Here is a 12,750-nt window from a genome sequence, read left to right on the forward strand (position 1 = left end):
ACGGGCACACACTCTAGGCTCTTCCAATGCACGAGCTACGTCTCTCCCCGGAAACCCAGCGTCGCGCCATCGCTCTGAACATGCGGCAGTCCTGGATCAGCCTGGCCATGCTCGCGCCCATCCTCCTGGTGCTCGTCGTCATCTTCTCCCTCCAGGATTTCTGGCTCGGCTTCGGCTACGGGATGCTCGTTGTTCTGCTCATCGGCGGCTCCGTGCCGCTCTCGATCTGGCTCGCCCGCAAGTCCATGCGCGAGACTTACATCCGGTTCGGCGACGGCTGGATCGAGCACAGGTGGATGTTCCGCACGCGCCGGTTTTCCGCGGCCGAGGCGACCAGCGTCGTCACGGTCGACCAGATGACGCTCGGCGGCTTCATGGGTGCCCCCACGCACCACCTCATCGTCACGGGCGGCGACCGCAGGCTGCTGATCCTCGTCGGACAGATGTGGACCCAGCAGCAGCTCACCGCGGTCATGCAGGACCTCGCGAGCCGCGGCGTGCCGTGGATCTCCGTCCCCGAGCCGATCACCCCTCCGCAGCTGCGCGCCAGGGACCCGCGCCTCGTGCCCTGGTGGCAGGCGCATCCGGTGGCCTTCGCGCTCTTGATCGCGGGTGCGACGTTCGCCGTCGTCATCGTGCTGGCAATCGTCGTGGCCTTCGCGATCTTCACGGCAACGACGAGCTGACCGGGCCGGGCTGAGCTGAGCTGAGCTGCGCTGGCAGAGCAGAGCAGAGCCGAACCGAGCCGAGCCGAACCGAACCGAACCGAACCGAGCCGCGCCGAGCCGGGCCGGGCTGAGCTGAGCTGAGCTGCGCTGGCAGAGCAGAGCAGAGCAGAGCCGAGCCGAGCCGAGCCGAGCCGAGCCGAGCCGAGCCGAGCCGAGCCGAGTTGAGCCGGCGGACCGGGCCGCTGGGCGACGCCTGGGCGCGGGCCCCGCCCGGCGTCCTACGCTGAGCACGTGCGCTCCCTCACTCGTCTCACCGGCCTCGACCGGATACAGGCGAGCAAGCGCGTGCCCGCCCTGCAGGTCGCGAAGACCGCCATCGCTGCGGTCGGGGCGTGGCTGCTCGCCGGCTGGCTCATCCCCGGCCCGCTACCGGTGTTCGCTGCCGTGGCCGCCCTGCTCGTTGTGCAGCCGAGCGTCAACCAGTCGTTCGCGAAGGCCCTCGAGCGAAGCGCCGGAGTGGTCATCGGCGTGGCCGTCGCGAGCGCCATCTCGCTGGTGCTTGGGCCGCAGTCGTGGGTGATCCTCCTCGCCATCGTCGTCGCCATGATCGTCGCGTGGCTGCTGCGCATGACCTCCACGACCAGCAACCAGGTCGCGATCAGCGCCATGCTGGTCCTCGCGCTCGGCGCATCCACCCCCGAGTACGCGCTCGACCGCATCCTCGAAACCCTCATCGGCGCCGCGTTCGGGTTGCTCATCAACGCCGTGATCTTGCCGCCCGTGCTCGTCGGTCCGGCCCAGCGCGACACCGCGATGCTCGGCAACGAGATCGCCGCGTCGCTCGAGCGCCTCGCCGACGCCATCGAGCAGCCCCAGACGCCCGCGAGCCTCACCGAAATGCTCCTCAAGGCCCGCCTCCTGCGGCCCATGGCGGGTGCCGCCGAGAACTCCATCGCCGACGGACTCGAGTCGCTCGCCTTCAACCCGCGGAAGTCGAGGCACCACGAGGAGCTCGTCGAATGCCGCGAGCTGCTCGACCGCTTCCGCCCCATCGTCACGCAGCTCACCGGCATGACCCGCGCCGTCGCCGAACACTGGGAGCCGACGCTCGCCGACGAACCGCAGGCCATCGCCATCGCCGAGCAGCTGCGACGGGCCGCGCACGACACGCGCATCCTCATTCCGAGCGAGCCCGGGGAGCCGAAGGCGTTCATCCTGGAGCCGCCGGCGCTGACCGCCCCACTCGTCGTCTCCGCACCCAAGGGAGGCAGCTGGGTGCTCATCGGCTCGCTCATCGAAGACCTCCGCCGCATCCACGAAGGCCTCACCGCCGAGGCGTAGGGGTGGCGTGCAGGGGGCGTGGCGGGCAGGCCCCTGGCCTGTCCCGGCCTGTCCTGGCCTGGCCTGGCCTGTCCCGGCCCGCCGCGGCACCGCCCGCGGCCGCCTCGCCCGTCGACGTGACGCGCTGTCTGTCCAAGATCAGTGCAAAAACGGGCCCCGAGCCGCGATAAGGCGTCAGATGGCCCGATTCTGCACTGAAGTTGGTCACGCGCGACGCACTGCCACGAGTCCACGCCACGAGTCCACGCCACGAGTCCACGCCACGAGTCGGCGCTTCGAGTCCACGTCACAAGTCCGCGCTTCGTCCTGGCCCGCCTCAGGCAGGGCATGCCAGTACCTGGCACACCCGACCCTCCCGGGCGCAGGCTGGAAGCGATCCAATGGAGGAACGGCGACGGCCGGCGCTCTCGGAGTAGGGGCGCGTCCCGCTGCCGTTCCCGGAAGCGCAACGAGAGGCACCCATGAAGGCAACGTTCATGTACGCAGCAGGCGACGTCCGAGTCGAGACCGTCGCGGACCCGACCATCCAGCAGCCGACCGACGCGATCGTCCGCGTCACGCAGGCCTGCATCTGCGGCTCGGACCTGCATCCGTATCACTCGATGCAGGCCAGCGAGCAGGGCTCCCCGATGGGGCACGAGCTCATCGGCATCGTCGAGGAGATCGGTGCGGCCGTCACGACACTCAAAGTCGGCGACTTCGTCATCGCCCCCTTCGCGTTCCAGGACAACACGTGCGTGTTCTGCCGTGAGGGATTCCAGACCTCGTGCATCCACGGCGGCTTCTACGGCAGCCCGGAGGTCGGCGGTCTGCAGGCCGAGCTCGCGCGCATCCCGCAGGCCGACGGCAGCCTCGTTGTCGTACCCGGCGTCGACGCGGCCGCCCTTGGCCGTGGGGAGAGCGCTGAGCTCGCCGCGAGCTTGCTCACCCTCTCCGACGTGTACCTCACCGGCTACCACGCAGCCCACATGGGGCGCGTCGAGGCGGGCAAGACCGTCACCGTGATCGGCGACGGCGCCGTCGGACTCTCCGCCGTGCTCGCCGCCAAGCAGCTCGGCGCCGAGCGCATCATCCTCATGGGGCGGCACACCTCGCGCACCGACCTCGGCATCGAGTTCGGCGCGACCGACGTTGTCGCCGAGCGCGGCGACGACGGCATCGCGCAGGTCATGGACCTCACGAACGGCGAAGGCAGCCACGTCGTGCTCGAGGCCGTCGGCCACATGCCCGCCTACGAGCAGGCCTACGGCGTCGTCCGCCCCGGTGGCGTCATCTCGCGCGTCGGCGTGCCCCAGTACGAGGAAGCGCCCATCGGCTTCGGCTCGCTCTTCGGGAAGAACGTCACCCTCACCGGCGGCCCGGCCCCCGTGCGCGCGTACATGGAACCCGCAATCCAGCAGGTCCTGAACGGTGACATCAACCCGGGTCGCGTCTTCGACCGCACGATCGGCATCGACGAGGTGCCGGCCGGCTACGCAGCCATGGATGCACGCGAAGCGCTCAAGGTGCTCGTCCAGATGTAGTCGCCCCGCAGCCGTGCGCGCTACAACCCGAGAAAGGAACCTCCTCATGAGCACAGAACTCCAACCGAAGAGCCCGACCAACAAGGGGCCAGCCGAGTGGTTCACCGGCGACGTCTACTTCAACGCCTACTACGCGGGGACTGAGCCGTCGCGCACCCGCCTCAACCTGGTGCGCTTCACACCTGGAGCGCACACCGCCTGGCACCGCCACGCGGTCGGCCAGACGCTGCACGTCACCGAGGGGTACGGCTACGTGCAGTCGCGCGGCGAAGAGCTCCTCGAGTTGCGCCCGGGTGACACCGTCTACACGCCGGCCGGCGAGTGGCACTGGCACGGCGCATCCGCGGACAACTTCATGTGCCACCTCGCGCTGTGGGAGGGGCCCGGCGCTGACTCCGACGAGCCCGAGACTGTCTGGGGCGAGCTGCTGAAGCCGGAGGAGTATCCGCAGGGTTAGGTCGTGTCTGACACTGTCTTGCCTCCTCCGCTCGTCCTGATCGCGCGATCTGCTGCGTTGGAGAACTCGGGCAATGCTCCGCATTTGGCTTCGTTCTCCGCCTTGCATCTCGCACGACCAGACCGTGCTCGCTGCGGCGATCCACTGTCAGACACTCCCTAGTGGCGGGGTGAGTCAGCGGGGGTGGCCCGGGCGCAGGCCGCGCTTGCCTGCCGGCCCAGCCGCGGCCTCGTGGTCTCCGCACCGAACGAGTGAGCCAGACGCATCCAGAACCCGTGTGGGTGGATGCTTCTGGCTCACTCTTCGCGTTCGAGCGGGGACTGCTGGCAGCTGGCAGCTGCCAGCTGGCTCGCGCCTAGTGCTGTTGGAAGGCTGCCTGTGTCTGTGCCGGGAACTCCGTTGCCGCCCAGGACGCGAGCATCCGTAAAGCGTCAGCGCTCGGGCTGCCCTCCGCGGCCGTGTAAACGTTCATCGTCAGCCCGGGCTCGCTCGGCAGCGGCAGCGACTCGAAGTTCAGCTCGAGCAGGCCGACAACCGGGTGGTTCAGGCGCTTCACGCCGCTGCGATGGAACTTCACGTCTTTCGCCGCCCACATCTCGCGGAAGAGCTCGCTCTGCGTCGACAGCTCACCGATGAGCTGGTGCAGCTTTGGGTCGTGCGGGTTGCGGCCCGCCTCCATCCGCAACATGGATGCGGCGTCGGCGGCGATGCGGTCGAAATCCGGCCAGAAGTCGCGGGCGGCCGGGTTCAGGTAGATGTACCTCGTCGTGTTCACGGGGCGGCGCGGGTCGTCGAAGACGGGGGAGTAGAGCGCGCGACCCAGACGGTTGGCGGCGAGCACGTCGTGCCGGTCGTTGCGCACCCACGCGGGAGCCTCGGAGAACGCGTCGAGCATCTGGCGGACGGCGGGACGCAGCTCGCCGCCGCGCTGCTTCTTCGACGCGCGGCGCGACGGTGCGCTCGCTCTGGCGAGGTTGAAGAGGTGCTCGCGCTCGGCCTCGTCGAGCTGCAACGTCGAAGCGATCGCGTCGAGCACGCTCTCCGAGGCGCCGGACAGGTTGCCGCGCTCGAGCCGCACGTAGTAGTCGACGGAGACTCCCGCGAGCATCGCGACTTCCTCGCGCCGCAGCCCCGCGACGCGGCGATTCCCGCCGTACGCCGGCAGGCCAGCCTGCTCCGGGGTGATTTTCGCCCGGCGGGAGCTGAGGAACTCCTTCACCTGTTCGCGCACATCGTTCATGCGTCCAAGCTACGCCCGCAGAGCCGAGCGAGGGAGGCCCCGCGAGTACCTGCCCAGAACGCCGCGCCCTCCGCCCGGTGGTCTTTCGCAGCGCGGAGAACTTCGGTGACTCTTCGCGCGGAAGTGTGCGAATTCTCGCGCGAACCAGCCAATAGTCACCGAAATTTGCAGCGGGACGGTGGCACCGCGCGCTCAGTGGTGCGGGTCCGACCTGGGCCGCGGCTGGCGGGCTGTCCAACATCAGTGCAGAGTCCGGCCGAAACTCGCTGAAAGCGGCGGGAAGGGCCGATTCTGCACTGAAGTTGGACAAGAGCGGAGCTGCAGCTCGGCCTGAGCCGGCCCTGCGCGGATCAGGCCTCCGGGATGGGCATGCCGTACGCCTCAAGGGTCAGCGACTCGGGCTCGGGGCCGCGGCGCACTGCCTTGTCGAGCGCGTCGATCTGGGCAACCTCGTGAGCGGTGAGCTCGAAGTCGAAGATGTCGAAGTTCTCGGCGATGCGGTGCGGCTTGACTGACTTAGGGATCACCGAGCGGCCCTCCTGCACGTGCCAGCGCAGCATGACCTGGGCCGGGCTCTTGCCGTGCGCCTCGGCGATGGCGCCGATCGTCGCATCCTCAAGGGTGCTGCCGCCGTCGCCTTCGCGGTAGAAGGTGATGCCGCCGATGGGTGACCAGGCCTGGTCGAGGATGCCGTGGCGCGCATCCGCTGCCTGGAGTTCCTTCTGCTGGAAGTAGGGGTGCAGCTCGATCTGGTTCACGGCGGGCACGACGTCGGTCGCCTCCAGCAGGGAGGCGAGGTGGTCTGGCATGAAGTTACTCACGCCGATTGCCCGCACCTTGCCGTCGGCAAGGAGGCGTTCGAGGGCCCGGTAGGCGCCGATCGTTTTCTCCCAGGCGGTGGGGAGCGGCTGGTGGAGGATGAGGAGGTCGATCTGCTCGACGCCCAGCTTGGCGGCCGACTTCTCGAAGCCGTGGAGCGTTTCGTCGTAGCCGTAGTCGCTGATCCAGATCTTGGTCTCGATGAAGATCTCGTCGCGGGGGAGACCGGATGCGGCGATCGCCTGTCCGACTTCCCGCTCGTTCCCGTAGGCGGCGGCCGTGTCGATGTGCCGGTAGCCAACGCGCAGCGCCTCGGCGACTGCGGCTGCCGTCTCCTCCGGGGAGGACTGGAAGACGCCGAAGCCGATGGCGGGAAGTTCGACGCCGTTGCTCAGGGTCAGGTTCGTGGTGCTCATGGTGAAGACGCTACGTCGCGCGGCTGATCGGAGACAGGCCCTGTCAGGACCCGTCAGACGAATCGAAGCTGTTTCGGATGCCCGCAGATCGCCTCTTGCGCACGGGGGCGCTCGTGCCTACACTTTCGGCAGGTGCACAAACGATCAGATCTATTTGCAACTTCGTGCACACCCCGACAAAGGAGTCAGAACATGCGGTTTAAGTCGCCGCTCGCCGCCCCCGCGGCCAGCACCGTCGAGCAGAGCTCGACGACCACGTCGGGAGGGCAGCCGGCATGGAAGTAATCACCTGGATCGCCGAGAACTTCATCGGCCTCTTCAACGCCTCCGCCGAGAGCCTCATGGGTCTCATCACGGGCATCCTCCCTCTGCTCCTCGTGCTGCTCACGGCAATGTACGCCGTGACCACGTGGATCGGCGAGGAGCGCGTCACCCGCGCTGTCCGCTGGGCAGGCAAGTACGCGATCACGCGCTACACGGTGATGCCGATCATCGCCGTCATCATGCTGACGAACCCCATGGCGTACACGTTCGGTCGCTTCCTCCCCGAACGCTACAAGCCGGCCTTCTACGACTCTGCGGTGTCGTTCGTGCACCCGGTCACGGCCTTCCTCCCGCACGCCAACGCGGGTGAGCTGTTCGTCTGGACCGGCATCTCCGCTGGCGTCCTCGCCATCGCGCCCGACAAGTACGCGACGCTCGCCGCCCTCTATTTCATGGTCGGCATCGTCGTCATCTTCATCCGCGGCATCACCACGCAGTGGATCACGAAGGTCCTCATCAAGCGCGGCGGCCACGAGGCGACCTTCGCCCGTTTCGACGAGATGTATGCCGAGGGCCACCTCCAGGGCTCCAAGACCGAAGGTGGTGTCCTGTGAGCACAGACGCTGAGAACACGAACGCCAGCGCTGCCGAGAACTCCAGCGCAGGCACGGCCGACTACAAGGGCGTCAAAGTCAACCGCGGTCGCGGCGGCTGGGGCGACGGCCTGACCCTCGTCCCGAACGCCGAGAAGAACATCGTCCTCTCGGTGACCGGAGGCGGCATCCACCCCGTCGCACAGAAGATCGCGGAGCTCACGGGCGCCGAGGCAGTCGACGGCTTCAAGAACAACGTTCCGGACGCGAACGTGCTCTGCGCCGTCATCAACTGCGGCGGCACGGCGCGCATCGGCGTCTACCCGAAGAAGCGCATCCCGACTGTGGATGTGTACCCAGGTGAACCGGGCGGCCCGCTCGCCCAGTTCATCACGGAGGACATCTTCGTCTCCGACGTCGCGCCCCGCGACGTGGTTGCGCTCGACGCAGAGGCAACCGCAGCGGCTGGCGCACCCGCCGCGGCAGCTGCTCCGGCGCAGAGCCCGGAAGAGATCGCCGCGAAGGCCAAGGCGGATGCACGCGCCAGGGTCGCAGCACAGGGAAGCGGATTCACGGGCTTCGTCGTGAAGTTCGGCAACGCGATCGGCTACTTCATCAACACGCTGCTCTCCTCGGGCCGCCAGGCGATCAAGCTGACGCTCAACACGATCCTGCCGTTCATGGCGTATGTCTCGCTCCTCATCGGAGTCGTCACGTACACGGGCGCTTCGGACTTCATCGCCAACGCGGTGTCGCCGCTCGCGTCGAACCCGATTGGCCTGATCCTGCTCGGCGTCATCACGGGCCTCCCGTTCCTGTCGCCGATCCTCGGCCCAGGTGCCGCGATCGCCCAGGTCGTCGGTGTCTTGATGGGCACGCAGATCGCGGCCGGCGCGCTGCCGGTGCAGTACGCGCTGCCGACGCTCTTCGCGGTCAACGGCCAGGTCGGCTGTGACTTCATCCCCGTCGGTCTCTCCCTCGGTGAGGCTGAGCCGGAGACGGTTGCGGTCGGTGTCCCCGCAGTGCTCTTCTCCAGGCAGATCACGTCGCCCCTCGCGGTCGTGCTCGCCTACTTCGCCTCCTTCCTCCTCGTCTAGGTGGCGCCGGGCGGGCCGAGACCCGGCCCGCCCGCGCATCCACTGAACTCTTGAACCATGAAAGGGACCACAACGTGTCCACGACCATCTGGCAGTCAGAAATCGCCCGCATCGGACCCGACGCGAACGACATGTTCGAGGGCGGCGTTTACATCCTCTTCGGCGAACCCGTGCCGGACGCGCTCGCCGAGGTCAGCCTCGTGCACAAGGGCCACTCCGGTGAGTTCGTGCCGGTGCAGGCAGGGGACGAATTCGTGATCGGCGACGAGGCGGTCACCGTCACAGCGGTCGGTGACCTCGCCAACCCGAACCTGCAGGAGCTCGGACACGTCGTGCTCTACCTGAACGCGGAAGACACCGCGCTCCTTCCCGGCGCCATCCAGGCGACCGGATCCCTCTCCACCCCCACCGAGGGCGCATTCGTCAGCGTGCGCCGGAACGAGGTCTAGACCATGGACTGGAGATTCCCCGCCGTCCTGGTGCTCGCGCTTGTCCTGAGCATGTTCATGACGGTTGTGCAGATGCGCGCGTACATGCGACAGGTCAACGAGATCGCGAAGGCCAACGCGGGCAAGAACCTCAACCTGGTGAGCGGACGAGGCAAGGGCGCCTTCCGCGGCGCGATCGCCGTGCTGCTCGTCGACCCCACGACCCTCGAGGTCGTCGAGGCTCGAGCACTTGTCGGCTTCAGTGTCTTCGGCCGTCTGAAGCCGGCCCCCGACCTCGAAGGGCCGCTCAAGACGGTCTTCGACCGTGCGGCGGCCCGCCACAAGCACCTCGGAACCGCCGTGCGCCAGGCGATCAGCATGCTGCCCCACCAGGTGCGCGCACAGGTCACGCTGCCGCCCGCGAAGGGCAAGGCCAAGCGCGGTCAGCCGACCGCCATCAAGGGCGCGGCCCCGAAGCAATTCGCCGGCCTCTCCCGCGTCAGCAACTAGCCCCCACGAACCAAGCAAAAAGGAACGCACATGAACTACACGCAGCGCCTCATCCAGCGCGAAGCAGAGCTTGGCCGTCCCATCCGCGTCGGCGTCGTGGGTGCCGGTCAGATGGGCTCAGGCCTCATCGCCCAGATCGAACGCGCGAAGGGTATGGAAGTCGCCGTCGTCGCCGACATCGCCGTCGAGCGCGGCGTGGATGCGTACACTCGCGCCGGCCGCACCGACGTGCAGGTCGAGAACGACCTCGCCGTCGTCGCCGAGCACATCGAAGCCCGCCGCCCCGTTGTCATCAACGACGGACTCCTCATCCCGAAGCTCCCCGTCGACGTCGTCCTCGAGGTCTCCGGCGTCACTGAGATCGCCGCGCAGGTCGCCTACGCGTCGCTCCTCGGCAAGAAGGACGTGGCCCTCATGACCGTCGAGGCCGACGTGACCGTCGGGCTGTTCCTCGCGAGCATCGCCAACGCCGGCGAGCAGGTCTACACGATCTGCCGCGGTGACGAGCCCGTCGAAGCGCTCAAGCTCGTCGAGCACGCCACCGACCTCGGCCTCACCGTCGTCGCAGCAGGCAAGGGCAAGAACAACCCCAACCGCCCCACGGACGTGCCGGAAGACGTCATGGAAGAGGCGAAGGCGAAGAACATGAACCCGCGCATCCTGTGCGAGTTCACCGACGGCACCAAGACGCAGATCGAGATGGCGTCGCTGTCGAACGCCACGGGCTTCCCCGTCAACAAGCCGGGCATGCACGGCCCCGCCGCCGATATCGCGACCCTCGCGACGACGCTCATCCCCGTCGAGGACGGCGGCGTCCTCACCTCGACCCCGGCCGTCGAGTACACCGTCGAGGGCGACGTCGCGCCAGGTGTGTTCGTCGTCGTGAAGTCCGAAGACGACGTCGTCACGCACGAGCTCGACTACCTGAAGCTCGGCAAGGGCCCGTACTACGCGCTCTACCGCCCGTACCACCTCGCATCCGTCGAGGCGATCCTCTCGATCAGCGAGGCCGTGCTCGAACGCCGCGCCGACTTCCAGACCATCACGTGGCGCACCGAGGTCGCCTCGAAGGCGAAGTTCGACCTCACTGCCGGCACGAAGCTCGAGGGCATGGGCGGGCACCACGTGCACGGCTGGGCCGTCGACGCCGATGAGGCTCGCGCCAACAACTCCATCCCGATCGGCCTCATCTCTGGCGGCATCCTGAAGCGCGACATCAAGGCCGGCGAGATCGTCTCCTACGACGACGTCGAGCTCGACGAGACGCGCCCGCTCATCGCCATGCGTCGCCTGCAGGACTCGCTTGTGGCCGCCGGAGTCATCGGCGTCTAGGGAACCTCGGGCGGGACCTGAGGCCCTTGCGGCCTGCCGGGCGGCGGCCGCTCGGTAGGATCATGTGAACCGGACCGCCGGCGCCGCGCCTCGTGCGCGGCGCCGGAACGGCTCCCCAGCGGTGCGGATGCGCGGCTCGGGAGCCGCGGTCGTCCGGGCCCCGCGGGCACGCAACAGCCGCCGCCGCACCACGACGAAGGAGCAGACGGGATGCCAGCACCTCGCAACGCCGAGACGCTCGTCCGGGCGGCGCGCCTCTACTACCTCGACGGCCTCTCGCAGAGCGACGTCGCGAACGCCCTCGGCGTCTCACGGGCGAGCGTGTCGCGCATTCTCTCGGCCGCCCGCGACCAGGGGATCGTCGAGATCCGCATCCACGACCCGAACGTCGTCGGCCGTGTGGGCGAGCTCGAGCAGCAGATCGTGGATGCGTTCGGCGTCGGTTCGGCCGTTGTCGTTGCCGCCCTCCCCGGTCGGCATCCGCTCGACGTCGTGGCGGGTGCCGCCGCCGACTACTTCGCGGAGCAGGTGCCGTCGGTCGGTTCGGTCGGTCTCAGCTGGGGCAAGTCGATCGACGCGTTTGTCGAGCAGATCCACCTCGAGTCGACCGGCCGCGCGCTCACCCTGTGCCCATTGGTCGGGGGTATGCCGTTCGACTCGGGCCCCGCCGGGAACACCGCCCTCGAGCGGCTGTCGCAGAAGTCGGGAGCGAAGGCGTTCCGCTTCGAGTCGCCGGCCGTCGTCGAGTCGCCGCAGACCTGGGCCGCCCTCACCCGCGAGTCGTCGATCTCGTCGGCCATCAAACGCGCGACGGATGTGCAGCTCGCGTTTGTCGGCATCGGCTCGTACGGTCTCCACGCGTCGCGGCACATCGTCTCCGCCATGCGCCTCAGCGACGCCGAGCGCGCCGAGCTCGACGCGCAGGAACCGGTCGGCGACATCTGCGGCCGCTTCTTCGACGCGTCCGGTCGCGCGCTCGGCTCGCCCGTCTCGGAGCGCGTCATCGGCATTACGCTCGAGCAGCTCGCCGACATCCCCGAGGTCGTCGGCTTCGCTGCCGGCGCCGAGAAGGCGCCAGGCGTCGCAGGCTCACTGCGCACGGGAGCGCTCGACGGTGTCATCCTCGACGAGGACCTCGCCCGCGCGCTCGTGGAGCTCGTGTAGGCAGAGCCCTCATCTGGCGCCGAAGAGTCAGCCAGAAGCAGGCTCTCGGTTGCGGGGCGATGCTTCTCGCCCACACTTGTCGAAGTTCGGGTTGCTCGGGACGTGTTCGCATCCTGCCGACCGCATCCTCTCGCTCTGCGCATCCATCCGCCCGCTCGTGCCCGCATATCGCAGCCCGGACACACGAACGCCGCCGATCGACCGCGCCGCTGATGGGGGAATCAGGGCGTGATGGACCGGCGGCGTCGCGCGCCGACGGCGTTGGCGGCGTTCAGGAGCGAGGAAGCCGGGGGACCTACTCGCCCATGACGACGACCTGGCATTTGCGCGAGCGGGCGCGTGTGCGGTCGAAATCGACGAAGTAGATGTAGCCGGTCACGCCGACGCCCAGCTTGCCGTCGATGACGGCGAACACCTCGCTCGAGCCGAGGATCGTCGCCTTGATGTGGGCCTCCGCGTTGAGCAGCGCCGTCTTGTCGCCGCCGGGCAGGTACACCTCGGCGTCAGGCCACGACTCGACGTCCGCGTAGTGCTCGGGCCCCGGGTAGCGGTACTCGCCCTCCGGTGGCACGGCCGTCTGGTTCGGGGCGATGCGGTTCAGCACGTCGTCGAGGTCGGCCTGCAAAAACTCGGTGCCGTCCTCGAGACGGTCGTGCACGAACTCCTCGAAGAAGACAGCGCACGTCGTGTGGGGCGAGATGACGGTCACGGTGCCGGACGTGATGCCGCTCGCCGCGATCGCGTCCTTCACCTCGGCGGTGACGTCGATGTAGCTGGGCGTCCCGCCGTGCGACTGCAGCTGGAGGGTGGTCTGGGTGACGGTCATCGGGGTTCCTCTTCGAGTCGTGGATGCGCGTGCGTCGACGAACGCGCGGGTGTCAGTGGATGCGGTGGGTGA

The 12,750-nt window shown here is 68.3% G+C and carries 13 protein-coding genes; 10 read left to right on the forward strand and 3 right to left on the reverse strand.

The window, feature by feature from the left end; all coding sequences use genetic code 11:
• Positions 1-26 precede the first annotated feature (26 nt).
• The 4 genes from C5B85_RS14400 to C5B85_RS14415 all read left to right on the forward strand — a co-directional run bounded on the left by C5B85_RS14400 (position 27) and on the right by C5B85_RS14415 (position 3,989).
• On the forward strand, positions 27-686 hold the full coding sequence (locus tag C5B85_RS14400; RefSeq protein WP_104286703.1) for a hypothetical protein: 660 nt from the start codon (positions 27-29) through the stop codon (positions 684-686).
• 273 nt (positions 687-959) lie between these two features.
• Positions 960-2,009 (forward strand): aromatic acid exporter family protein, encoded by a 1,050-nt coding sequence (locus C5B85_RS14405; RefSeq protein ID WP_181064451.1) that lies wholly within the window; start codon positions 960-962, stop codon positions 2,007-2,009.
• Between the two features lie 461 nt (positions 2,010-2,470).
• On the forward strand, positions 2,471-3,532 hold the full coding sequence (locus C5B85_RS14410; protein WP_181064452.1) for a zinc-binding dehydrogenase: 1,062 nt from the start codon (positions 2,471-2,473) through the stop codon (positions 3,530-3,532).
• A 46-nt stretch (positions 3,533-3,578) separates the two neighbouring features.
• Complete coding sequence (locus C5B85_RS14415; protein WP_104286704.1) at positions 3,579-3,989, forward strand: cupin domain-containing protein; 411 nt, start codon at positions 3,579-3,581, stop codon at positions 3,987-3,989.
• Between the two features lie 355 nt (positions 3,990-4,344).
• On the opposite strand, the gene C5B85_RS14420 is transcribed toward C5B85_RS14415, so the two are convergent.
• The gene (locus tag C5B85_RS14420) at positions 4,345-5,229 is read right to left on the reverse strand and encodes a helix-turn-helix transcriptional regulator (RefSeq protein ID WP_104286705.1); all 885 of its coding nucleotides are present in this window, start codon (positions 5,227-5,229) and stop codon (positions 4,345-4,347) included.
• A gap of 350 nt (positions 5,230-5,579) precedes the next feature.
• Positions 5,580-6,464 (reverse strand): aldo/keto reductase, encoded by an 885-nt coding sequence (locus tag C5B85_RS14425; RefSeq protein ID WP_104286706.1) that lies wholly within the window; start codon positions 6,462-6,464, stop codon positions 5,580-5,582.
• A 275-nt stretch (positions 6,465-6,739) separates the two neighbouring features.
• Here C5B85_RS14425 and C5B85_RS14430 point away from each other — a divergent pair, with 275 nt between their 5' ends.
• The 6 genes from C5B85_RS14430 (at position 6,740) to C5B85_RS14455 (ending at position 11,852) form a co-directional block, all read left to right on the forward strand.
• Entirely contained in the window at positions 6,740-7,342 is a 603-nt protein-coding gene (locus C5B85_RS14430) for a PTS glucitol/sorbitol transporter subunit IIC (RefSeq protein ID WP_104286707.1), read from the forward strand.
• Positions 7,339-8,418 carry a PTS glucitol/sorbitol transporter subunit IIB gene (locus C5B85_RS14435; RefSeq protein WP_104286708.1) on the forward strand — a complete coding sequence of 360 codons (1,080 nt, stop codon included), beginning with the start codon at positions 7,339-7,341 and terminating at the stop codon, positions 8,416-8,418. Before C5B85_RS14430 ends, C5B85_RS14435 begins: the two co-directional genes overlap by 4 nt.
• Positions 8,419-8,492: 74 nt before the next feature.
• Complete coding sequence (locus C5B85_RS14440) at positions 8,493-8,867, forward strand: PTS glucitol/sorbitol transporter subunit IIA (protein WP_104286709.1); 375 nt, start codon at positions 8,493-8,495, stop codon at positions 8,865-8,867.
• Positions 8,868-8,870: 3 nt separating this feature from the next.
• Positions 8,871-9,356 (forward strand): transcriptional regulator GutM, encoded by a 486-nt coding sequence (locus C5B85_RS14445; RefSeq protein ID WP_104286710.1) that lies wholly within the window; start codon positions 8,871-8,873, stop codon positions 9,354-9,356.
• 30 nt (positions 9,357-9,386) lie between these two features.
• A complete protein-coding gene (locus C5B85_RS14450) occupies positions 9,387-10,688 on the forward strand; it encodes an NAD(P)H-dependent oxidoreductase (RefSeq protein ID WP_104286711.1) in 1,302 nt (433 codons plus the stop codon).
• A gap of 210 nt (positions 10,689-10,898) precedes the next feature.
• Positions 10,899-11,852, forward strand: coding sequence for a sugar-binding transcriptional regulator (locus tag C5B85_RS14455; RefSeq protein ID WP_104286712.1), 954 nt, complete (start codon positions 10,899-10,901; stop codon positions 11,850-11,852).
• Between the two features lie 295 nt (positions 11,853-12,147).
• Here C5B85_RS14455 and C5B85_RS14460 read toward each other — a convergent pair whose 3' ends face one another.
• On the reverse strand, positions 12,148-12,678 hold the full coding sequence (locus C5B85_RS14460; protein WP_104286713.1) for a YjbQ family protein: 531 nt from the start codon (positions 12,676-12,678) through the stop codon (positions 12,148-12,150).
• Positions 12,679-12,750 lie beyond the last annotated feature (72 nt).

This window comes from Pseudoclavibacter sp. AY1F1 (assembly GCF_002931075.1).
Lineage (GTDB): Bacteria > Actinomycetota > Actinomycetes > Actinomycetales > Microbacteriaceae > Pseudoclavibacter.